The sequence below is a fragment of the Scopulibacillus daqui genome (assembly GCF_016908855.1).
Lineage (GTDB): Bacteria > Bacillota > Bacilli > Bacillales > Sporolactobacillaceae > Scopulibacillus_A > Scopulibacillus_A daqui.
The window spans coordinates 1-23,307 of sequence record NZ_JAFBER010000011.1; the positions used below are offsets into that span (position 1 = coordinate 1).

Here is a 23,307-nt window from a genome sequence, read left to right on the forward strand (position 1 = left end):
ACAAGATTGGGCGATTTTTTTGTGTACTTTTTTAAATAAAAAATGAAAAAGGGGCGCCAAAAAGTCAGTTATACTGACTTTTTGGACAGCCCCTTCAGGTTGTCGATAAAATCTCGACAACCTTTTTATTTAACATAAGCTATGATGCCTTCTTCATCATCAAGCGCGAGTTCCAAGCCGACTTGAATCGGGTCAATTTCAGTTTCAGCATCAAGCCAAAAGCGAATGGCCTCAATGATGTTAGCAGTGATAAGCACTTGCTTTCTGTCATTCACATGGGCTTCTGCTGAAAAGCCATAATCATCATCGTACAACAGTTCAACTTGAACCTCTTCAGGAGATATCTGCTTTTTATCCGCAAGATACAAACAAATAGCGTTAATAATGTCCTGCTCCGGAATCATTATTTTCTCCATGTGTTGTACTCCTCTTCTTTCTGTTTATTTTTCTTGAAAATCATTGATAAAAGACCGCGAATAATAGCGACTAGGACCGCAATGACAACCACAATAATCAATACATTAATAACCATTCCGAGAACGGAGCCTAAAGCGCCGAAATGGCTTAGCAAACCGCCAAAAAGCATGCCGGCAAGTCCGCCGAACAGCATTCCTTTAAGGAAGCCGCCTTTGCTTGATTTGTTGGCTGTTTTTTTATAGGACGAGATCGTCTTTTGCTTATTCGTTTGCGGATTTTTCTTTTGGAAAAGCGAGTGGGTGCCGCCGCTGTTTCCTTTGTTCATATTAAACGATTTGACACCTGATTTGTATCCGCGGGCGCTAGCCGAATCAGGCCCGTGATGGAAAACGGCGTCTCCAATAGGGACTAAAACAAAACTTAAAACGATAAGTGATGCTATGATCTTTTTAAGCATAAATACTCCTCCTCAATAAAAACCTTCCGTATTGTATCGTCTATAATTATACGGAACAAAAATCAAAAGGTTTCATGAATTTTTCCGGCCCCTTTATTCATTTTACACTTTACTGATTGATATATCTATGACAATGATTTAAACAGCGTTAAACAGGCTAAAACCCGCCATACGGCGAGCATCTTATAACTGCTTGTTAGATTCATTGTTCTTTTTTGAAGCTTTAAGCCTTAGTTTGTAAATAATTAATACGATTGCCGCGAAAAATAAAGAGCCGACGATTGGCAATTGCAAAGCCAGAATCGTTAAAATCAAACATCCGATGAGCAGCAGGCAATAAACGACAGCAGATTTTAAAATAGGCAGTTTTTTTGCAAACCCGAGCTTATACACAATAATCGATAATACAACGATTGTAAAATACAATATCGTTATCGTATGATCCGAAGTGAATGAATGCTCCAGCAGCCACCTGGGATAAAACGAAAAACTAATATTCCCTGAATTGCCCACGCCGGCCCCTCCATTCCCAATGATTTTTCAAAAATATATTTTGGCAGCCCAGTTGCCGGTCAGGCTCCGGCTGCCAAAATACAATTTATTGGATGACCGCAAACAGACATTGTCTTTTCTGCTTCACTACTTCGCCACTTTGGCCTTCTTCTCCTGTCTTTCTCTTTCATTTTTATTCAAGATTTTTTTGCGCATGCGCACATTCTCTGGTGTAATCTCACAATACTCGTCATCATTTAAATAGCTTAATGACTCTTCAAGCGATAATTTTCTTGGCGCTTTTAATGTCGTTGTTTGATCTTTAGTCGCGGAACGGATGTTTGTCATATGCTTGGCTTTTGTGATATTAACCGTCAGATCATTTTCACGGTTATGTTCTCCGATAATCATGCCTTCATAGACTTGGGTATTAGGCTCAATGAACATCACGCCCCGGTCTTCTAATTGTCCCATCGCATAAGCTGTTGCTTGACCCGTTTCCATTGCAACAAGAACACCTTGTCTTCTGCCCCCGATCGTTTCATTGATCATTGGCTTAAAATGGTCAAACGTATGGTTCATCACGCCGTATCCCCTTGTTTCAGTTAAGAAGTCCTTTCTGTAACCGATCAGACCTCTTGAAGGCGCAAGAAATTCAAGTTTTGTTTGGCCGCCGTCTTGCTGTTCCATATTTAACAGTTCGGCCTTTCGCTGCCCTAATGACTCAATAACTGCACCAACATATTCATCTGGTACATCAATTTGCACCCGTTCAAAAGGCTCACACTTTTTCCCGTCAATTTCTTTAATAATGACAGTTGGCTTTGAAACCGCGAGTTCATAACCTTCACGCCGCATGTTTTCAATCAAAATGGATAAATGGAGTTCTCCTCGTCCCGATACAACCCAAGCATCCGGCGAGTCGGTATTTTCCACTTTTAAGCTGACATCTCTTTCTGTTTCAGCAGCTAATCTTTCTTGCAATTTACGGCTTGTCACATATTGCCCTTCTCTGCCTGCAAAAGGACTTGTATTGACTAGGAAAGTCATTTGCATCGTCGGTTCATCTATCTTTAATATCGGCAGCGGATCAATTTTGTCAACGTCGTTAATTGTTTCCCCGATGTTGATATCCTCAATACCTGTGATGGCGATAAGATCCCCCGGCAAGGCTTGATCGATTTCTATTCTTTTCAATCCAAAATAACCGAATATTTTTGTGACACGAAAGTTTTTCACACTGCCGTCTATTTTAACCAAGGATGCCTGCTGGCCGACTTTAATAGATCCCCGGTACACCCTTCCAATCCCGACGCGTCCGACATAATCATTGTAATCAAGCATTGTCACTTGAAATTGCAAACCTTCGTCACGGTTGTCGATAGGCGCTGGAACATATTCAATAATCTTATCAAACAGAATATCCATGCCTTGATCAACATGTTCAGGGTCTTCTCCTGCAACGCCATTTACAGCCGAAGTATAAACAACCGGGAATTCAAGCTGATCTTCATCGGCTCCCAAATCGATAAAAAGATCTAGCACTTCGTCAATGACTTCTTCCGGCCTTGCCATCGGTTTATCTATTTTATTAACCACAACGATCGGCTTAAGTTTCTCTTGAAGCGCCTTTTTTAACACAAAACGCGTTTGCGGCATAACCCCTTCGTAAGCATCTACAAGAAGGAGAACCCCGTCAACCATCTTCATAATGCGTTCCACTTCACCGCTGAAATCAGCGTGCCCTGGCGTATCGACAATATTTATTTTATGATTTTTATATGAAAGGCTTGTATTTTTAGCTAAGATCGTAATCCCGCGTTCACGTTCAAGGTCATTTGAATCCAATGCACGTTCGCTCACATGCTCGTTTTCTCTAAAAGTCCCTGACTGCAGCAGCAATTGATCTACTAAAGTTGTTTTTCCATGGTCAACGTGCGCGATAATCGCTATATTTCTAATTTCTTCTCTTTTCTTTTCCATTTTAATCTAACTCCCTCATTGATACATGCACTAAACTATCCTATTATAACACTGATTACACTTTTAGGAAACTTTAGACTTGGTTTTGTACCATTGGTCTCTTTTAATCTAATGAAAAAACTTTTTATTTTTCTTTGAATGCGCTAAACTTATTGTTGGAGGCGGGAAATATGAATATTATTCTTTTTCTATTTGCTGTTTTGGTTGTTGCCTCACTTATAGGCATTGGCTGCGGCATTGCTTACGGAAGCGTCCTTGGCGTTATTTTAGGAATTATTGGCGCTTGTTTATTCATGGGCCTTGGTTTCATGATCAAGGGAAAAATGAATAAGGCATCATAAAATGCAGGAAAAGCGGGTGAAGGATACCCGCTTTTCTTTTTCGTGATTTAAGACGTATTTTGCCTTTAATCAACAGGCTTTTCAATAAACTTGCCCTCGGCTATTTCAGCTTTTATATGCTGAGTAATTTCTTGATGAATGCCGGGATTGGCAACCAATAAAGAGTTTTGTTTCAAAAGATCTATCGGCGCGCCGTCTACTCTTGTCGCCTTTCCGCCGACTTCTTCAATAAGAATCAGACCTGCCCCGTAGTCCCAAGGCGATAACCGCATTGTAAAATAAGCATCAAGCGTTCCCGCCGCGATATAGGCAAGCTCAATGGCAGCAGAGCCATAAGACCTTGTGCCTCTTGATTTCCTTGCAATCGGCCGCATGATCTCAGGATCAATTCGTTTATTGTCATTAACCCAAGTGGCGTTAATAGCAATGATCGATTCATTCAGTTTTTTATTTTCCAGCTGCGGTAATCTTTTGTCATTAATATATGCGCCTTCACCTTTAATGCAATGGTACAAATCATCTGCCATCACATCTTTAATCAGCCCGACCCGGCCAACACCATTTTCATAAACGCCGATTGATATAGCAAAGTGGCGCTGCTGATGGACAAAATTCATCGTTCCGTCGATCGGATCTAAAAGCCAAATAATTCCATCAAGCGAAGATACTTCATCCCCGAAGCCTTCTTCTGAGACAATCCGATGATCAGGGTAATGTTCATGGATGCGCTCAATTAAATACTGCTCAATTTTTCTATCCATATTAGTAACCAAATCATCATAAGAAGATTTGAACTCAACATCAATTTGTTCTTTAAGCGATTCTTTAAGGAGCTGTGCTGCTTCCTGTATCCATTGCTTTGCCTTTTCATGTACTTGAAGCCAATAATGTTGTTCCCCCATGCTCATTCTCCTTTATTACAATTCCTATACTGTCTATTATGACACAAATATCCCGGCCAAAACATGATATGCATAAGAAATTAACGATAAATTCAAAGCTAAGTACTAAAACCAATCTTTAAATCATAAATAAAAAAGGGCTCATAAAAATGAGCCGCGAAACTATTTTTTATGCCTCTAAACGAAGCATTTCTTGTCTTAATTTTTCAAGTTTGGCTTTACAAGCCTTGATGACCTCGTTATCTTCATTAATCAATGCATCGTGTAGCGTTGCCAGTTCATAATCAATTTCCAACCTAACAACTGGAATGCGTTTCTCAGCGTCCGTTCTTTTCAGAGTTTGAAGAACTTGTTTCATGGTAACCTACACTTCCTTTCTTTTATCATTTATAAAACACAACATAAATGATGACTAAATATTCTGATTATGATGTTTTTATTTAACATTTTATGATTTTAAACAATATTATGCAACAAAATAATAATTCTTGCTTATTAAATTCCACGAAAACCCTTCTTTTAAACCTTAATATCCATTATACAGCTGCATCAGTATCATAAGTTTCAAACAAGCCTTGAGGTTGGACGGCAAGCCAATGACCGCTTTTAACAGGCTAACTGGGACAATGACTGAAATGCGGCAAAGACTTTAAGTTGAAATGAATTGTGGTAAACTATGAATAAACCGCAACATATAGGAGGTAGCCATTTGGATTTTTCAGGTTTCTCACCAGAAGATTTCGATGTTTTTACAATTGACGGTCTTGATGAAAGAATGTCAGCAATTAAATCACAAATTCGTCCGAAGCTGGAGACACTGGGGAAACTCATGTCGCCTGCATTAACTGCTATCACAGGCGATGACATGTATCCCCATGTTGCCAAACATGCGAGGCGGACGGTTAATCCGCCTGATGACACCTGGGTGGCTTTCAGCCATAATGCCAGAGGGTATAAGAAATATCCGCATTTTCAAATTGGACTTTGGAACACTCATGTTTTTGCAAGATTTGCCATCATTTATGAAGCACCGATTAAGGCATCATATGCACGAACGCTTGAACAACATGCCAACGATGTTTATGGGCAAATTCCTAATGATTTTGTTTGGTCGACTGATTATACGAAACCTGACGCTGTTATGCACCGGGATTTATCGATTGAAGATTTTCATGCTATGCTTGACAGGCTCGCTAATGTTAAAAAAGCGGAAATTTTGTGCGGCATACATATTGCCCGTACTGATGATATATTAGAAAAAGGAGATCAGCTGTTAAAGAAGTTCGAACAAACATTTAAAACACTCGCGCCGTTATACGAATACGCTAAAGAGGCAGCTGCAGCGTCATAATCCGATTATGACGCTGCTTTATTTATTGATTAAAAAACGCTTCGAAAAAATAATGGTTTAACATTGACACCATTTATTTCTAATGGCTTCAGCTTCCTCATTCATTCTCTTAAATAACGTTTCTACAGATGGTATATCCTTAATTCTGCCAGCGATTTGACCAGCCCAACCAAAACCTTCGCTCGAATTTCCCCTCTGAATGTAATTGCAGTTGGACTTACCGCTAATATATGTTTTAAGCGCCTCATAAGTCCCTTCATTTTCTTCAATCTCTAAAATTTTTTCCGTCCAATGATTGTGAATAGCTCTTGCAGGAGCCCCTAAGCTTCTTTTAATAACTACAGTATCTGTTTCATCCATTTCCAAGAGCTTATTTTTGTATGAGGCATGAGCATGGATGCATTCTTTGGTCGCAATGAAACGTGTTCCCATTTCAACCCCTTCTGCCCCAAGCGCCAGCGCCGCCATTAATCCTCTGCCGTCGCCGATGCCCCCTGAGGCAACAACCGGAATGTTAACCGCATCTACAACAGATGGAACGAGAACCATTGTTCCAACATCATCTTTCCCCAAATGACCGCCGCCTTCTTGACCAACAACCATCACGGCATCAGCGCCTAGCGATTCTGCTTTAATAGCTTGTCTTTTGGAAGCGACCAAAACGAGCTTCTTAGCCGGACACCCTTCTAACGCTTCAAAAACTGGCGCAGGATTGCCTCCTGTAATCGTGATAACCGGAACATCCGCCTCAACGGCAACATTAAGAAAATCAATGTAGGAGCGTCCATGCTGACCGATGGCGAAATTAACGCCGAATGGTTTATCCGTCATTTGCCTTATTTTATTAATTTCGCTTCGAAGACCCTCGGGGCTCCCGCATGTCATTGCTGTTAATTGTCCAAGCCCGCCGGCGTTGGATACAGCCGCCGCCAATTCAGAATAAGCGAGATATGCCAGCCCCCCTTGAATAACCGGCATTTCAATGCCTAAAATTTCCGTTAATTTTGTACGCCATTTCATGATAAAACCATTCCCTTTCAATGAATTTATAACTTGAATAATGACTTAAACTTAGACTATGATAGATCTAGTTTGAAAAAATGAGGTGCAAAAGATTGACACAACATGAAACACCATTATTTACAGGACTGCTTAAGCATGTAAGATCAAATCCTGTTCAATTTCATATTCCCGGACATAAAAAAGGACAAGGCATGGATCCTGAATTCCGGGAGTTTATAGGAGAGAATGCGCTCTCAATAGATTTGATTAACATCGCGCCCCTTGATGACCTTCATCAACCGCACGGCATGATCAAGGAAGCGCAGGCTCTGGCTGCTGAAGCGTTTAACGCAGATGCCACATTCTTTTCAGTACAAGGGACAAGCGGTGCCATTATGACAATGGTTCTCTCAGTGTGTTCGCCCGGTGATAAGATTATCGTACCACGAAATGTTCATAAATCGGTATTATCTGCAATTATTTTTTCCGGTGCCGTTCCGGTATTTGTCTATCCTGAAGTTGACCGGGAGCTTGGCATTTCACACGGGATAACCATTGATGCCGTACAAAAAGCGATTCATCAACACCCGGATGCCAAGGGATTGCTTGTTATCAATCCGACATACTTTGGCGTGGCGGGCAACTTAAATGAAATTGTTGAGCTGGCCCATCATCACGGCATCCCTGTTCTTGTCGACGAAGCGCATGGCGTGCATATTCATTTTCATGATGACTTGCCGCTGTCAGCAATGCAAGCGGGAGCAGATATGGCCGCGACAAGCGTGCATAAGCTTGGAGGGTCTCTCACACAAAGTTCAATCTTAAATGTTAAAGAGGGGCTTGTATCAGCTAAACACGTACAATCCGTTCTCAGTATGATCACGACAACCTCAACATCTTATTTGCTGCTTGCATCTCTTGATGCGGCTCGACGTTTTCTGGCAACTCAAGGAAAAGAACAAATATCGAAGGCTATTGCGCTTTCAGAAAAAGCCCGCAAGCTTATTAACGATATTGATCACTTGTATTGCGCCGGCAGAGAAATATTAAACGGTCAGGCCGCGTTTGACCAAGATCCGACTAAATTGCTGATCTCGGTTAAACAATTAGGCATTAGCGGGTATGATGCGGAGCAGTGGCTGCGGGAAAAATATCAAATTGAAGTTGAGCTGTCAGATCTATATAACATTCTTTGCCTAGTCACGCCTGCGGATACCGAACAAACGATTCAACAGCTTGTTAGCGCACTCCGCCATATGTCAGACGAATTCAGTTTAATCAACCACGCCGTTAAACATAAAAAAATGCCGGTTCACGTCCCGGAAATGCCAAAGCTGTCACTGTCACCGCGTTCAGCCTTCTATGCAGAAACAGAAAATGTGGGATTTTGGGAGTCTGAGGGGCGCATCATTGCCGAGTTTGTTATGGTCTATCCGCCTGGCATACCTATTTTTACGCCTGGCGAAATCATTACACGCGATAATTTAAATTACATTATCGAAAATTTTCAGTCAGGCCTTCCAGTTCAAGGTCCTGAAGACCCAACGCTTTCGATGTTAAAGGTTGTTAAAGAAACAACGCCTATTAAATAAAAGAGCTTGCCCTTGGCAAGCTCTTTTAAGTGTATACAAAAAATATATCGGAACAAATTATTTTTTTGTTTTTTTACATTTTTTACATGTGCTGTATAAAGTTCTAACTTTGTCATCTTTCACATGTTCAATCGTGCAGTCGCATTTTTGGCAAATGATAATACCCATTTCCCCATCTCCCTTTGTAAGCGCTTGATTTTGTATTTATATAATATGACACATTATTGGCTATGTCAACCCCATTAAGTATAACACATTTATTTTAATTAAAGTCATAATATGATATACCTTTTCAAGATAGGCAGATCTAAATTATTTTACATTTACACCACTTATATTGTAATTTTGTTACATTTTAATGCTCAGTTTTCATTTTCTTAACAAATCTTGTGTTATAAAATCCCACTTCTTTTTACATGATAAAATAGACCTATAATACTCATTATTCATTGTAGCGGATGTGATATAGTGTCTATTTCTAAAATATTAAAACTTCTTCCATTGGTTTTGCTTCTCTTAATATCCAGCGAGGATCTCCATACTTATCAAATCAGCCACGCATTAAGCCCTTTTAAAGGCCACGGCATTCATACAATAATGCTTACAAATGACTCTGAATCCGGTAAATATGACAAACAATATTATTATGCTTTATTGCTTTTAAAAGATCATTATCCAAACAAAGATTGCGACGTGCATATTTATGATGTCAAAAAACATCCAGATTTAGCACCGGAATTTAAAATTCATCATTACCCAGCGCTTATCCTGTTCTCTGATAAAGAACCCATTAAAACGATCCAAGGCAAGCACAGCTGGAATCATATTTATAAGCAAATCAAGCCTTTTTTAATAAAAACGTAAAGCGATATATGTTATGCCAAAGAAAAAACCATCACTTTCCAGTGATGGTTTTTTTTACTTAGTATGATATTATTTCGCAATATGGATAGGTGAACCTAAGGCAACTTCAGCTGTTTCCATAGCAATTTCACCAAGTGTAGGGTGAGCATGGATAGTAAGTGCAATGTCTTCAGCAGTCATACCTGCTTCAATAGCAAGGCCAAGTTCAGCGATCATGTCGCTTGCACCTGAACCAGCGATTTGCGCACCAAGAAGAAGTCCGTCTTCTTTGCGTGTTACAAGTCTCATAAAGCCATCAGTATCGTTAAGTGACAAAGCACGGCCATTTGCTGCAAATGGGAATTGGCCTACTTTTACATCGTAGCCTTGTTCTTTTGCTTCCTCTTCTGATAAACCGACTGTTGCAAGTTCCGGATCAGAGAAGACAACAGCAGGAATGCCGATATAATCAACTTCTGATGGTTCTCCGCTAATGGCTTCAGCGGCAATCTTTCCTTCATAAGAAGCTTTATGAGCAAGCGCCGGACCAGGAACGATATCTCCGATAGCATAAATGCCGTCAACATTTGTTTTGCACTGCTTGTCTACTTTAATAAGTCCGCGGTCAGTCATTTCAACGCCAATCATTTCAAGGTTAAGACCTTCGGTGTTTGGACGGCGTCCAACCGTTACAAGTACATAATCAGCATCAAATGCTTCTTCTTTACCTTTAATTTCGGCTTTAACAGTCACACCGTCTTCTCTTTCTTCAACGCCTTGAGCCATAGCTTCTGTATGGATCGTAACACCCTTCTTCTTAAGACGTTTCTTAACTAGTGCTACCATTTTTTTGTCGAAAGCAGGAAGAATTGATTTTGAACCTTCTAAGATAGTCACTTCAGTGCCGAATCCCGCAAAAGCAGAGCCTAATTCAACACCGATATAGCCGCCGCCGATGACAACCATTTTCTTAGGGACTTCTTTTAATGCTAAGGCGCCTGTAGAAGAAATGACTCTTTCGCTCCACTTAAATGATGGAATTTCGATTGGGCTTGAACCTGTTGCAATAATACAGTTTTTAAATTTATAGCGAGAAGATTCATAACCGTGATTAACGCGGATTTCATCTTTCTCGACAAACAATGCTTCGCCTTCAACAACCTCAATTTTATTGGCTTTTAATAAGCCGGCAACCCCGCTGGTCAGCTTATTAACGACAGAACCTTTCCATTCTTGAAGCTTAGAAAAGTCAAGGCTGACATTTTCAGCAGTGATACCCATGTCTTGAGACTCTTGTGCGTGTTCAAAGCGATGGCTTGCAGAAATCAAGGCTTTGGATGGAATACATCCAACATTTAGACAAACGCCGCCTAGATTACCTTTTTCAATAACTGTCACTTTTTGTCCTAATTGCGCCGCACGAATGGCAGCTACATATCCCCCGGGACCAGCACCTATAACAACTGTATCGACCTCTGTTGTAAATTCTCCTACAACCATTTGCTTACGCCTCCATTATTAGTCGTTGCGGATCGTTCAACAACCGCTTGATTTTGTTTAACGCGTTTTGAGCTGTTGCGCCATCAATAAGACGATGGTCGAAGCTTAATGAAAGAGCAAGTACAGGAGCTACGACAACTTCGCCGTCTCTTACAACTGCTTTTTCAGCAATGCGTCCAATACCAAGGATAGCAACTTCCGGATGATTAATAACCGGAGTAAACCATTGTCCGCCGGCAGAACCGATATTTGTGATCGTGCAAGAGCCGCCCTTCATATCATTAGGAGCGAGTTTGCCTTCGCGGGCTTTCTCTGCATATTCGCTAATTTCAGCCGCCATTTGATACATGGACTTGCGGTCAGCATCTTTGATAACAGGTACAACCAATCCAGCATCTGTATCTGTTGCTATACCGATGTTGTAATAATGCTTGTAGACAATTTCTTCATTCTCGTCGTCAATTGTCGCATTAAGAACAGGATACTCTTTCAATGCAGATACAAGGGCTTTAATAACATAAGGCAAGTAAGTTAACTTAATGCCATGTTCAGCCGCTTCTGCCTTAAACTCTTTACGATGGGCAACAGTTTTCGACACGTCAACCTCATCCATTAGTGTAACATGAGGAGCGGTATGTTTGGAATGCACCATTGCATTTGAAATAGCTTTTCTGATGCCGCGGAGTTTTTCGCGAGTTTCCAAACCTTCTTGCTGCGGCTGAGGAGCTGCTTGTTGTGCTTGAGTTTCCGCAGGCTGTTCAGCAGCTTTTTCAGGTTGGGCATCGCCGGAAATAAATTTATCGACGTCTTCTTTTAAAATGCGGCCGTTATCCCCGGAGCCATGGATTTCACTGATGTTTACACCTTTTTCACGCGCATATTTTCTCACTGAAGGCATAGCAATGACACGAGTATCATTACCCTTAGCTGGTGCAGCTTCTTGTTGTTCCTCTTTGGATTCAGCTTTTGCTTCTGGCTGTTCTTGTTTTTCCTCGCCTGCAGCTGATTCATCAGCATCGTCGCCTTCATAGCCTTCTGCCTCTAAAGTAATAATGATGTCGCCGACAACAGCCACAGTACCTTCTTCAGCTTTAATTTCTAATACTTTTCCATCTACCGGTGATGGAATTTCAACAACAGATTTATCATTTTGAACTTCGGCAAGGACATCGTCTTCTTTTACTTCGTCGCCGGGTTTTACAAACCATTTTACAATTTCACCTTCATGAATACCTTCACCGATATCCGGAAGTTTAAAATTATACGCCATTGAAATTTAGCCTCCTTCGTATTTTTTTGCAGTCGTTCTTAGATGTATGGAAACTAGGAATCCGAATGAAACAGATTCTTATCTGCGGAATACAACCCATGTTGTCCGCTGTTGTATCATCTTAGTCAGTATATCTTGGCAACTATGCACTGATTCGGTGCAGCTGCCAAGATAGGTTGATAGCTGATGCGGGCCAGATCTTGCCGCCGCCCAAAAAGCTTCTTAATCGACAAGCTGCTCTCAGTTAGGTTAGAAGTTTAATGTTTCTTTTACTTTTTCAATTACGTCGTTTTCATCTGGAAGCCATACATTTTCCGCTGAAGCAAACGGGAATATTGTATCTGGAGCCGCAACACGGCCAACAGGCGCTTCAAGATGCAAGATCGCACGATCATTAATTTCAGCAATAACGTTAGCAGCTACTCCTGCTTGTTTTTGTGCTTCTTGTACAACAACGACACGGTTTGTTTTTTCTACGGATTTAATAATCGTTTCGATATCAAGCGGGCTGACTGTTCTTAAGTCGATCACTTCAGCGCTGATATTTTCTTTCTCCAATTGTTCCGCAGCCTTAAGAGAAGTTTGAACCATTGCACCGTAAGTAATGATTGTAACATCATTGCCTTCACGGACAACGTTGGCTTTGCCAAGTTCAATAGTATATTCTCCTTCAGGAACTTCTCCTCTGAACGAACGGTAAAGTTTCATGTGTTCAAGGAAAATGACCGGATCATTGTCGCGAATTGCAGAAATAAGCAATCCTTTTGCGTCATACGGTGTTGAAGGAATAACAACTTTAACACCAGGGCTTTGAGCAAATAGACCTTCTAAGTTGTCCGCATGAAGTTCAGGGGTTTTTACACCGCCGCCAAATGGCGCACGGATTGTGATAGGCGCTTGGTACTTTCCGCCTGAACGGTAACGAAGGCGTGCCATTTGCGATACAACGCTGTCCATTGCTTCAAATACAAACCCAAAGAACTGAATTTCCATTACTGGGCGATAATCTTGCATAGCAAGTCCAAGAGCTAATCCGCCAATACCGGATTCGGCCAGAGGTGTATCAAAGACGCGATCTTCGCCAAATTCATCTTGCAAACCTTCCGTTGCTCTGAACACACCGCCGTTTTTACCTACGTCTTCACCAAAAACAAGCACATCTTTATCACGCTTGAGCTCAGTGCGAAGCGCATCAGTAATAGCTTGGATCATTGTCATTTGCGCCATAGGTTATTTCGACTCCTTCTTAGTGTATTCTTCCAACTGTTCTTGGAGATTGTATGGAAGTTTTTCATTCATAATCTTAATAAGATCTGTTACTTTTTGCTTAGGCGTATTGTCAGCCTCTTTAAGAGCTGCTTTTATATCCTCTTTCGCTTGTTCAACCGTTTTCTCTTCGTCTTCCTTAGACCACAGACCTTTGTTCTCTAGGAATTTGCGGAAGCGGATAAGCGGATCTTTCTTTTCCCACTCGTTATCTAATTCTTCTGTACGATAACGTGTTGGGTCATCGCCGGCAGTCGTATGCGGACCGTAACGATAAGTTAATGTTTCAATAAAGGTTGGACCCTCTCCATTAACAGCATGTTCACGAGCTTCTTTTGTAGCCGCATAGACAGCAAGCGGATCCATGCCGTCAACTTGAACGCCGCGAATACCTGCCGCAACAGCTTTTTGAGCAAGCGTCTTAGAAGCTGTTTGTTTTTCAACTGGCACAGAGATTGCAAAACGGTTGTTTTGTGAGATAAATACAGCTGGAGCTTGATATGCGCCTGCAAAGTTAATGCCTTCATAGAAGTCGCCTTGTGAAGTCGCACCGTCTCCAAAATATGTTAATGCAATATTCTTTTTACCGCGTTTTTTAAGGCCTAATGCAACACCCGCTGCTTGAGTACATTGCGCAGCAATAATAATTTGCGGCATTAATGCGTTAACGCCGTCAGGGATTTGACCGCCTTCGAAATGGCCTCTTGAATATAAGAAAGCCTTTGTCAAAGGTAAGCCATGAAAAACTAATTGCGGAATATCACGATAAGATGGAAGCAGCCAGTCTTCAGCATCCATCGCAAATTGACTAGCGAGCATTGAAGCTTCCTGCCCCGCTACTGGTGCGTAGAATCCTAAACGTCCTTGCCTGTTCAATGACAATGCGCGCTGATCCCAAATTCTTGTGTAAACCATACGGCGCATTAATTCTTTCAATTGATCGTCAGAGAGATCAGGCATTGCCTTTTCGTTAACAACTTCTCCTTCTTCGTTGAGAATTTGCAGCATTTCAAATTGCTTCTCAACTTTATCGAGTTTTTTAGTTGCCAATCTTTTCACCTCTTCTTTTTTAAATAAAAAAATGTATTAATAGCAGTTTGGTTGAATTGATCACTTTTTATAATGTAGGTATGTTTATTAAAAAGTAAAAAGTTATACCATACTTGGTATACCCGTTTAAAACGCCATTTAGTCAATTTATGATATAAATGATGGGTCGTGACTGCTATTAATCTGTCTCATTCATTTTACATATATGACTAGTACAACCCATATCCATTAACAGTGTATAATACTGGCTTTATTTAAGTCAATAAGGAAGGCTCACATTCTGTTCTACAAACTGTTATAATAAAAAACCGGTATCTGTACTACATCTGTAGCAGCGCTTTCATAAAAAAAGGCGCCATAGACGCCTTTTTATTCCTCTTTATCGATATCTGCTACATTATAAAAAATTTTTTTCTGCTGATTAAATGTTTTTGTTGCTTTATTAAAAGCATCTTTATCCTTATCAATCGTCTGATAATGGCTGTTTACTTTTTCTAGCTGTTTTTGCAGCGTGTCCGCTTTCAGTTTTTGATCATTAAATAATTCATACAGCTTGCGGTCATCCGTTAAAGCTGACTGATAGTCATTGTATAGTTTTTGATAATTCTTATAACGAGTGCTCATTGTGTTTGCCATTCTTTCAGCCTCTTGCTTTGCTTCATCATCTTTTATCTTGCTGATTTGCGGAAGGATTTTTTTAAAAGTTTGATAAGCTTTGTCAATGCTATCCTTTTCTTTCTTTATTAATCGGCTTCTTTTTTCAACAGATTGAATGGCTTGTTGACTTAATTGTGAAGTTTTCTTGTCATTATTTTTATCAACGTTAACTAATTGATTGTATAACGTTTGCTCTTTTCCTTCAGCGTCGACAAGCGGCTTTTGCACTTGATTGAATTCTTTTTCTTCAGAAGCTGATTTCTCTAATTGATGATAAATCTTCTCGCATGGATTCTTTAAAAAGTTTAACTGACAGCCAGCCATTATTAACCCTGCCGCTACCATCAAGGGCACTGCACGTAAAAATTTCAAATCAGGACCTCCTCTATTTCTCTTTCTGCATTAACCAATATAGATCATAACAAATTGTGAAAAGAAATGACATCGAATAGAGGGAAAACCTTATGGGCAACTATCCAAACACATTTATACCCAAGACATATGTTATGAATGTACCCATTTTTTATAGGAGGAATTGGCATGGAACATTTTGATAATTTGGATCATTGGGGTCATTGGGATGACTGGGATCATTGGGCAAATATTGATCATTTAAATATTGAAAATCCTGTTATGATGCATCATTATTACCCGCATCATCATATGCATCATCATAAGCACCATTTTCATAAACATCATCACAAACATCATCCGCATCATCACCATTTTAAACATCCGCATGCCCATGCAGTTCTTGCGGAGCCGTATGGGGCGGGATACGGTTCCTATGGCTTTGGGGGGCCAGTAAATTGGGATTGCTGTGACGGCTATTATCCTGTGCATCGAGAATACTGTTATCCGATGTATGCAGACGGCTGCTATGGTCCTTGCGGCAATAGACATTTTATTTTAATAGTCGTACTGTTTATTTTATTAATTATCGTAGGGGCTTCTACTATAATTAATTAGTGCACGCCGGACTTGCGTCAATGATGCAAGTCCTTAATTTGATTTTTATGTTTAATATTTGTTGTGATAAACTATACATATGACAAAAAATGCAGATCGACTCAGATGAGGAGTGTTGTTAATGCTGACTATGGATGACATCGTGAGAGAAGGAGATCCTATTCTTCGTCAAGTAGCCGAAGAAGTGCAAATACCTGCTTCAAACGAAGATAAAGAAACATTAAAAAAAATGATGGAATTTCTGATTAACAGCCAAGACGAAGAAATTGCAGAAAAATATCAATTGCGGGCAGGCATTGGTTTAGCTGCTCCCCAAATAGGCATAAGCAAAAGAATGATCGCTATCTATTTAACGGACGATAAGGATAAACTTCATCAATACGCATTATTTAACCCTAAAATTATTAGCCACTCTGTTGAACAAACTTACTTAGAAGGCGGAGAAGGATGTCTCTCGGTTGACAGGGATGTTCCGGGGATCGTGCCGCGCAAAGCAAGAATTAAAGTTCATGCTTATGATATAAATAACAAGGAAGTGACATTAAGGCTAAAAGGTTTGGCTTCCATTGCTGTCCAACATGAGATTGATCATTTAGACGGCATTATGTTTTACGATCGTATTGACAAAGAAAATCCTTTTAAAATTCCTGAAGGCGCGCTCAGCGAGTAATTCAAGTTTTAACGCGCAGCAGGCATTTATTCTTTTCTTATATAAAAAAATGCTGGAGTAACTCCAGCATTTTTATACGTTTAAAAGTCCTGCTTGTTGTAAACCATAATAAATGCCATCATCTTGAACGTGCTTTGTCACATATTTTGCTGCTTGCTTAGCTTCGTCAACGCCATTTCCCATCGCGAAGCTGTGCGGGACAAAAGAAAGCATTTCTATATCATTTAATGCATCTCCAAAGGCATAGGTATTTTTGATATCGATATTAAGTTTGTTTAACAAATACTTAATTCCTTCAGCCTTCGACCCGCCGCTTGGCACAACATCCATTGAATACTCATGCCAACGGATATATTCAAAATCACTGAACATATCAAGATAATCCATTTTGTCGCTTTGTTTGCAAAAAAGCAGCGCTTGATAAATCTCTTCATTATGGTGAAACATGCGATCTTCCAGCGGAGGGATGATTTTAAGGTCGTTAAAGCTTTTTTCAATAAAAGAATGGCTGTTATTGGCCGCCATTGTTTCAGAGCCTAAGAAAGCCATTGGATGCCCGTTTTTTTCGGCCTGCTGTTCAAGTTTAAAGAGCGACTCTTTAGAAAGCGGATTTTTAAAGACGGGTTCGTTGTTGTGTACAACATACTGCCCATTAAAGCTTACAAATGTCTGTATATTTAATTGTTCTCTAATATGTTTAAACATAAATGGCGCCCGTCCAGTCGCTATGGCTGTTATCACACCGTTTTCTTGCAGCGTTTTAACGGCTTGGACTGCCGATTCCGGAATCTTCTTCTCGTCATCAACTAATGTGCCATCTATGTCAAAGAAGACTATCTTTCGGTCCTGCATGCCGGTTCCTCCTAGTTTAATTAAAAGTTAACAGTGATGCCAAATGAAGATTTAAGCAAAAATCATTTTAAGCTCATAACAGATATATATTTTACATGGTTTTATGCCAATTGTGCAAACTAATAACAAGCCATGTGATATGTGGTCAAGCTTTCCTGGATCAGCACCTAGACATGCTTCAAGGAGGGTGGCCATGTTTAGAAGAGTTAAGAAAAAATGGCTGAGAAGAATGAAAGAGCTTTTGGCTAAAAACCGCTTAGCTCAAATTTAACTCGCAGGGACCGGCGCTTCTGATAGTGCCGGTCAATAATAATATTTTACTGAAAAACAGTTTTATTTCATTTATAATAGACACAGGAAAAATATTCAGGACATATTAAGGAGAGGTTTTACATGATTTACAAAGTACTTTATCAGGAATCAATTGAAGAAGTGCCTATCAGGGAAAATACAAAAACGCTTTACATTGAAGCGGAAAGCGAACGAGAGGTTCGCGAAAAGTTAGCGGAAAAGCCATATAATATTGAGGTTATCTTAAAGGTAGACGGCGCATACCTAGACTATGAGAAACAGTCGGAAGACTTTAAAGCGGAGCAGATATAACATATGAAATTTGTAAAAAATCATCAAACCGCGGTCTTTGCCCTTGGCGGCTTAGGCGAGATCGGAAAAAATACTTATGCTGTTCAATTTCAGGATGAAATTATTCTCATAGACGCCGGCATTAAATTCCCTGAAGACGAGCTTCTTGGTATTGACTACGTTATTCCTGATTATACTTACTTAATTAAAAATGCGGATAAAGTTAAAGGGCTGTTTATTACCCATGGCCACGAGGACCATATCGGCGGTGTCCCGTATTTGCTTAGGGAAATTAACGTACCTATATATGCGGGAAAACTTGCTATTGGACTGATCCGCAATAAACTTGAAGAACACGGCTTGTTAAGGCAAGCAAAACTGAATGTGATCAATGAAGATGATGTCATTAAGTTCCAAAAGACATCCGTTACTTTTTTCCGTACAACACACAGTATTCCTGATTCGTACGGCATTGTTGTTAAAACACCGCCGGGAAATATTGTCCATACCGGTGATTTTAAATTTGATTTTACGCCGGTAGGCCATCCCGCCAATTTAACTAAAATGGCTGAAATCGGCAAAGAAGGCGTGTTGTGCCTGCTTTCAGACAGCACTAATAGTGAAGTTCCCAACTTTACAATGTCTGAACGGCAAGTCGGCGCCAATATCACAGACATTTTTCGAAAAGTTAAAGGGCGAATTATTTTTGCGACTTTCGCCTCTAATATCCACCGCCTGCAGCAAGTTGTTGAAGCTGCAATCAGCACAGGACGAAAAATTGCTGTCTTTGGACGCAGCATGGAGGCTTCAATCACAATAGGACAAGAACTTGGATACATCCGTGCACCTAAGGATACTTTTATTGAACATCAAAAGATTAATCGTCTTCCTGAGGATAAGGTAGCGATTCTTTGCACCGGAAGTCAAGGAGAGCCGATGGCTGCATTATCAAGAATCGCTAATGGAACGCACAGGCAGATCCAAATTATCCCAGGTGATACAGTTGTCTTTTCTTCATCACCTATACCAGGCAACGCAGTGAGTGTCAACAAAACCGTTAACCAGCTTTTCCGCGCAGGCGCTGATGTTATTCAGAGCAATATTACTGATATCCATACTTCAGGTCACGGCGGACAAGAGGAGCAAAAATTGATGCTTCGTTTAATCAAACCGAAGTTTTTCATGCCGATCCACGGCGAATACCGCATGCTGAAAAGGCACGTTGAACTCGCTTATGATTGCGGCGTTCCTCTTGACCACTCTTTCATTATGGATAATGGCGACGTCCTTGCATTAGATGCCGACGAAGCCCATATCGCCGGAAAGATTCCTTCCGGTTCAGTATTCATTGATGGCAGCGGCGTTGGCGATATCGGCAATATCGTATTACGGGATCGAAAAATCTTATCTGAAGAAGGGCTTGTGATCGTTGTCGTCAGCATTAATATGAAAAATCACAAGGTGCTTGCCGGTCCTGATATTATTTCAAGGGGCTTTGTCTATATGAGAGAATCCGGAGATTTAATCAGCGATGCGCAAAGCTTGTTAAGCAAACATTTAGATACCGTCATGGAAAGAAAAACAACCCAGTGGACAGAAATAAAAAATGAAATTACAGAAACGCTCGCTCCGTTTTTATATGAAAAAACACGGCGCAAACCGATGATATTGCCTATCATTATGGAAGTTTCTGAAGATAAATAAATGAAACAGACCCTTCGTTTAAGGGTCTGTTTCGTTGTTATAGACGCTTATTCATTATCCAGCATTTGTTTTTTGAAACGGTCAATATCCGGATCAGAGCCAATAATAATTAAGATATCGCCCTCGTGAACCGTTTGGTCTGCACGCGGAGACACATTAATATATCCATGTTCTTTTATAGCAACAATATTGACGCCATAGTTAGCACGAACATCCAAATCGCTTAATGTTTTTCCATCCATCTTCTTTCCAGCAATAACTTCAACAATACTATGTTTATCAGATAATTCCAGATAATCTAATACGCTTGTTGAAGTGATGTTATTGGCGATTCGAACACCCATATCCCGTTCTGGGTGAATCACAAAATCAGCGCCGATTTTTCTTAAAACTTTCTCATGATAATCATTTTGCGCTTTTGCCGTCACCTTTTTAACGCCTAATTCTTTTAAAATAAGCGTTGTTAATATACTGGCATGTATATTATCGCCAATGGCCACAATGACATGGTCAAAATTGCGGAGCCCTAAACTTTTTAATACTGATTCATCGGTTGAATCGGCAATGACCGCATGAGTGGCAATCGGCGTAAATTCATTAACCCTTTCCTCATCAATATCCACAGCGAGGACTTCTGCTCCCTGCTCGCTTAATGTGCGGCAAATGCTCCCGCCAAAACGCCCCAATCCAATCACTGCAAACTGCTTTTTCACAATCATTCCTCCATATGATCACAATAAATTTTAAAAACTACATTACATTATCTCTATTCTGCTTGTTTTTCTTTAAAATATATAGTCTTAGCCAGAGAATGATAAATGGGATAAGAATCGCCAAAAAAGTAACAGCTGCAAATAGCCATATAAGACTGGCAAATGGCAATGAAAAGTTGACATGAAATTCAACATACGGATATAAAAGAAATGGCAAATGGCTTAATCCATAGCCGAAAAAAGCAAAATAGAATTGAAGCAGAACTAAGAAAAATGCTAAACCATAATACTTTTTTCGAAAAATAAGAGTTACAGCAATGAAAAAGCAAACAAGAGATAATTCAAACATCCAAGCATGATTTAATACTTGATTAAAATGTTCAGGGTTATGCACTTGCAATGCGGCAAAAACTAATGCACAAGCCAATATTGTCGGTACACTCCAACAAAGCGCTGCCGCACGCATTTTTTCGGATGCCTGCCTCTCATTTACCTTATTCGCATAATAAGTTAAAAACATAGCGCTTATATACAGCACGCTGACTATCGCCAACATGATAACAGCCCAAGAATAAAAACTGGTCAGAAGCTTGCTGATGAGTAAATGACCTTTATTATTCTTTAAACTGATAAAGCCGCCTTCACTAATCGTTAAAACCGTCGAAAGAACAGCAGGTATCAGCAATCCGGTCACACCATAAAAAGTTCTGAATATCTTCCCATCTCTGGAGGTGTAATAATAAAATGCATATAAACAACCTCTAAGCGCCATTAAAATAAGCGCAAAACTTCCAGGCACTAACAGCCCCGTGCCATAATAAAAGGCCGTTTGCGGGAAAAGTCCGATGACACAAACAAACAGCAGAACAAAACAAATATTCAGCCCTTCCCATGCCGGCGACAAATAACGATTAATAACCGAACTCACTGCCTGTTTATTTTGTATTCTATCGTAAAATGAAAAAAATCCTGCACCGAAATCAATCGACGCTAATATTAGATAACTGTAGAGAAAAATCCATAGTACCGTTATCCCTAACCAGCCAACCACATCAGTCCCCCTCTTCATTTGTACAAACAATCGCTTTTACTCGTTATTTTAGACAAAATCTAATCCATTCAGTATTATACAATATAAAATGTCTAACTTGTCCAAGGATAGACAGCATATAAAAGCCGTCAATTTAATTAAAACATAAATTTTTTATAAAGTCTTGCACAAAAAAACGTTGCGGCATGCCACAACGTATAACCCAATACTATAAATTAGTTTCTGCAGACTTCTCTGTTTGCTCAAAGCCGAAATCTGCTGCTTTCGTCCTAAAGAACCTTGTTTTATACAACATATAAGCAAATCCGATCATCACCCAAACGATACCGCCTTTTAAAGCATCTGAATGCAGAAAATACCATAGAACGCCTGTACAGCCGGCCCCTATGAGAGGCAAAATAATAAATGAAAAAACGTCTTTTGCCGTTTTATACCTTTTTTTGCGAAATACAAAATAAGCAATAACTGAGAAATTAACAAAAGTAAAGGCGATCAAAGCCCCAAAGTTAATCACTGATGAAATAAGATCCAAGCTTGGCGTGATCGCAAACAACGAAATAACGCCGACTAAAATGATGTCAAAGATTGGTGTTCGAAAGCGCGGATGGACATACCCGAATAACTTTCTCGGAAATACGCCATTGCGCCCCATAACATACAAAAGACGGGATACACTTGCATGTGAAGAAAGCCCTGAAGCAAACGTACTTGCAAAGCCTCCAGCTATAAAAAGGGCTTGAAATATTTTTCCTCCTACGAACAGGCCGATTTCCGGCAATGTATCATCTTTATTTTTGAAAATTGAGATATCTGGAAACAAAGCTTGTGTAAAATAGGCTGCAATAAAAAATACGCCTCCGCCGATCAGCACTGTTAAAATAATTGCCTTCGGAACGACCGATGGATTTTTCGCTTCTTCAGTATACATGGTTACAGCATCAAATCCGATAAATGAAAAGCAAACGACTGTTGCCCCCATCAGAACTTGAGAAATATGCACATTTGCATGAAAGAGCGGCTGAGTTGTGAAAATTGTCCCCTCCCCCATACCGTGTGCCAACTGTATAAAGGAAAGTATGATAAAAGCTATGATTAAAGTTATTGAAAAGGCAAGAAGGAACATATTAAGATTCGATGTCGAGTTCATACTCCAGATAATAACGCCCGTAACAATGATGACGTAGCTTACAACCCAAACCCACGCGGGAACATGAGGAAACAATGACTGCATATATATCCGAATAATCAAGGCATTGACCATTGGCAAAAGAATATAATCTAATAATGCCGCCCATCCAACCATAAACCCCAAATGCGGATTCATTGTCTCCTTTGTATATGTATAAGCTGAACCAGCGCTCGGAAAGACCCTGACCATTTTCCCATAGCTCAAGGCCGTAAATAACATTGCGACCATTGAAGCTAAATAAGCAAGCGGAACAACACCATGTGTATCTCCGGAAACAATACCAAATGTGTCAAAGATAACAGTGGGCGTCATATATCCTAATCCCAATCCTACAATTGCCCAAAGCCCAAGCGTTCGCTTAAGAGTCGTTTTTTCTGACAATATCAATTCCTCCTTTTCAACATTAAATTACAAAATTGAATATTGCAAATTTTATGCCAGAATAAATAGACGT

Annotated in this window: 24 protein-coding genes and 1 pseudogene; 8 read left to right on the top strand and 17 right to left on the bottom strand. The window is 40.1% G+C overall.

Going from position 1 to position 23,307, the window contains the following annotated elements:
• Window positions 1-125: 125 nt before the first annotated feature.
• The 4 genes from JOD45_RS09175 to typA form a co-directional block, all read right to left on the bottom strand.
• Window positions 126-416, bottom strand: a complete 291-nt coding sequence (locus JOD45_RS09175) for a YxcD family protein (RefSeq protein WP_205003595.1) — start codon at window positions 414-416, stop codon at window positions 126-128.
• Window positions 404-874, bottom strand: a complete 471-nt coding sequence (locus tag JOD45_RS09180; protein WP_205003596.1) for a hypothetical protein — start codon at window positions 872-874, stop codon at window positions 404-406. The genes JOD45_RS09175 and JOD45_RS09180 overlap by 13 nt, the downstream gene beginning before the upstream one ends.
• 183 nt (window positions 875-1,057) lie before the next feature.
• Window positions 1,058-1,387: a YlaH-like family protein gene (locus JOD45_RS09185; RefSeq protein ID WP_338056062.1), complete on the bottom strand. Its 330-nt coding sequence runs from the start codon at window positions 1,385-1,387 to the stop codon at window positions 1,058-1,060.
• Between the two features lie 126 nt (window positions 1,388-1,513).
• Window positions 1,514-3,349 (bottom strand): translational GTPase TypA, encoded by a 1,836-nt coding sequence (gene typA, locus JOD45_RS09190; protein WP_205003597.1) that lies wholly within the window; start codon window positions 3,347-3,349, stop codon window positions 1,514-1,516.
• Between the two features lie 170 nt (window positions 3,350-3,519).
• Here typA and JOD45_RS09195 point away from each other — a divergent pair, with 170 nt between their 5' ends.
• Window positions 3,520-3,690, top strand: a complete 171-nt coding sequence (locus JOD45_RS09195; RefSeq protein WP_205003598.1) for a DUF5325 family protein — start codon at window positions 3,520-3,522, stop codon at window positions 3,688-3,690.
• Window positions 3,691-3,755: 65 nt separating this feature from the next.
• Here the strand turns inward: JOD45_RS09195 and JOD45_RS09200 are convergent, their stop codons facing one another.
• Entirely contained in the window at window positions 3,756-4,592 is an 837-nt protein-coding gene (locus JOD45_RS09200) for an inositol monophosphatase family protein (protein WP_205003599.1), read from the bottom strand.
• A gap of 169 nt (window positions 4,593-4,761) precedes the next feature.
• A complete protein-coding gene (locus tag JOD45_RS09205; RefSeq protein ID WP_205003600.1) occupies window positions 4,762-4,950 on the bottom strand; it encodes a hypothetical protein in 189 nt (62 codons plus the stop codon).
• 351 nt (window positions 4,951-5,301) lie between these two features.
• Between JOD45_RS09205 and JOD45_RS09210 the strand changes: the two genes are divergently transcribed.
• A complete protein-coding gene (locus tag JOD45_RS09210; protein WP_205003601.1) occupies window positions 5,302-5,943 on the top strand; it encodes a YktB family protein in 642 nt (213 codons plus the stop codon).
• 57 nt (window positions 5,944-6,000) lie between these two features.
• Here the strand turns inward: JOD45_RS09210 and JOD45_RS09215 are convergent, their stop codons facing one another.
• On the bottom strand, window positions 6,001-6,963 hold the full coding sequence (locus JOD45_RS09215) for an NAD(P)H-dependent flavin oxidoreductase (protein WP_205003602.1): 963 nt from the start codon (window positions 6,961-6,963) through the stop codon (window positions 6,001-6,003).
• 95 nt (window positions 6,964-7,058) lie between these two features.
• On the opposite strand from JOD45_RS09215, the gene JOD45_RS09220 reads away from it, so the two are divergent.
• Window positions 7,059-8,537 (top strand): aminotransferase class I/II-fold pyridoxal phosphate-dependent enzyme, encoded by a 1,479-nt coding sequence (locus JOD45_RS09220; RefSeq protein ID WP_205003603.1) that lies wholly within the window; start codon window positions 7,059-7,061, stop codon window positions 8,535-8,537.
• A gap of 57 nt (window positions 8,538-8,594) precedes the next feature.
• Here JOD45_RS09220 and JOD45_RS09225 read toward each other — a convergent pair whose 3' ends face one another.
• A complete protein-coding gene (locus tag JOD45_RS09225; protein ID WP_205003604.1) occupies window positions 8,595-8,705 on the bottom strand; it encodes a GapA-binding peptide SR1P in 111 nt (36 codons plus the stop codon).
• 300 nt (window positions 8,706-9,005) lie between these two features.
• Between JOD45_RS09225 and JOD45_RS09230 the strand changes: the two genes are divergently transcribed.
• The gene (locus JOD45_RS09230) at window positions 9,006-9,401 is read left to right on the top strand and encodes a thioredoxin domain-containing protein (protein WP_205003605.1); all 396 of its coding nucleotides are present in this window, start codon (window positions 9,006-9,008) and stop codon (window positions 9,399-9,401) included.
• A gap of 69 nt (window positions 9,402-9,470) precedes the next feature.
• Here JOD45_RS09230 and lpdA read toward each other — a convergent pair whose 3' ends face one another.
• The 5 genes from lpdA to JOD45_RS09255 all read right to left on the bottom strand — a co-directional run bounded on the left by lpdA (window position 9,471) and on the right by JOD45_RS09255 (window position 15,495).
• Window positions 9,471-10,880: a dihydrolipoyl dehydrogenase gene (lpdA, locus tag JOD45_RS09235; protein WP_205003606.1), complete on the bottom strand. Its 1,410-nt coding sequence runs from the start codon at window positions 10,878-10,880 to the stop codon at window positions 9,471-9,473.
• 4 nt (window positions 10,881-10,884) lie between these two features.
• The gene (locus JOD45_RS09240; RefSeq protein WP_205003607.1) at window positions 10,885-12,150 is read right to left on the bottom strand and encodes a dihydrolipoamide acetyltransferase family protein; all 1,266 of its coding nucleotides are present in this window, start codon (window positions 12,148-12,150) and stop codon (window positions 10,885-10,887) included.
• A gap of 249 nt (window positions 12,151-12,399) precedes the next feature.
• Window positions 12,400-13,377, bottom strand: a complete 978-nt coding sequence (locus JOD45_RS09245) for an alpha-ketoacid dehydrogenase subunit beta (protein WP_205003608.1) — start codon at window positions 13,375-13,377, stop codon at window positions 12,400-12,402.
• 3 nt (window positions 13,378-13,380) lie between these two features.
• Entirely contained in the window at window positions 13,381-14,424 is a 1,044-nt protein-coding gene (gene pdhA, locus JOD45_RS09250) for a pyruvate dehydrogenase (acetyl-transferring) E1 component subunit alpha (protein ID WP_205003684.1), read from the bottom strand.
• 411 nt (window positions 14,425-14,835) lie between these two features.
• The gene (locus tag JOD45_RS09255; protein ID WP_205003609.1) at window positions 14,836-15,495 is read right to left on the bottom strand and encodes a YkyA family protein; all 660 of its coding nucleotides are present in this window, start codon (window positions 15,493-15,495) and stop codon (window positions 14,836-14,838) included.
• Between the two features lie 405 nt (window positions 15,496-15,900).
• On the opposite strand from JOD45_RS09255, the pseudogene JOD45_RS16975 reads away from it, so the two are divergent.
• Window positions 15,901-16,092: pseudogene (locus JOD45_RS16975) on the top strand (YjcZ family sporulation protein); the annotation flags it as partial.
• Window positions 16,093-16,213: 121 nt separating this feature from the next.
• Window positions 16,214-16,762 carry a peptide deformylase gene (def, locus tag JOD45_RS09265; protein ID WP_205003610.1) on the top strand — a complete coding sequence of 183 codons (549 nt, stop codon included), beginning with the start codon at window positions 16,214-16,216 and terminating at the stop codon, window positions 16,760-16,762.
• Between the two features lie 72 nt (window positions 16,763-16,834).
• Here the strand turns inward: def and JOD45_RS09270 are convergent, their stop codons facing one another.
• Window positions 16,835-17,614, bottom strand: a complete 780-nt coding sequence (locus JOD45_RS09270) for a Cof-type HAD-IIB family hydrolase (RefSeq protein WP_205003611.1) — start codon at window positions 17,612-17,614, stop codon at window positions 16,835-16,837.
• A gap of 393 nt (window positions 17,615-18,007) precedes the next feature.
• Here JOD45_RS09270 and JOD45_RS09275 point away from each other — a divergent pair, with 393 nt between their 5' ends.
• Window positions 18,008-18,217: a DNA-dependent RNA polymerase subunit epsilon gene (locus JOD45_RS09275; RefSeq protein ID WP_205003612.1), complete on the top strand. Its 210-nt coding sequence runs from the start codon at window positions 18,008-18,010 to the stop codon at window positions 18,215-18,217.
• A gap of 3 nt (window positions 18,218-18,220) precedes the next feature.
• Window positions 18,221-19,900: a ribonuclease J1 gene (gene rnjA / locus JOD45_RS09280; RefSeq protein WP_205003613.1), complete on the top strand. Its 1,680-nt coding sequence runs from the start codon at window positions 18,221-18,223 to the stop codon at window positions 19,898-19,900.
• A gap of 47 nt (window positions 19,901-19,947) precedes the next feature.
• Here rnjA and JOD45_RS09285 read toward each other — a convergent pair whose 3' ends face one another.
• The 3 genes from JOD45_RS09285 to JOD45_RS09295 all read right to left on the bottom strand — a co-directional run bounded on the left by JOD45_RS09285 (window position 19,948) and on the right by JOD45_RS09295 (window position 23,234).
• A complete protein-coding gene (locus JOD45_RS09285) occupies window positions 19,948-20,616 on the bottom strand; it encodes a potassium channel family protein (protein ID WP_338056071.1) in 669 nt (222 codons plus the stop codon).
• A gap of 34 nt (window positions 20,617-20,650) precedes the next feature.
• A complete protein-coding gene (locus tag JOD45_RS09290; protein WP_338056067.1) occupies window positions 20,651-21,664 on the bottom strand; it encodes a cytochrome d ubiquinol oxidase subunit II in 1,014 nt (337 codons plus the stop codon).
• Window positions 21,665-21,872: 208 nt separating this feature from the next.
• A complete protein-coding gene (locus JOD45_RS09295) occupies window positions 21,873-23,234 on the bottom strand; it encodes an APC family permease (RefSeq protein ID WP_205003615.1) in 1,362 nt (453 codons plus the stop codon).
• Window positions 23,235-23,307: the final 73 nt, after the last annotated feature.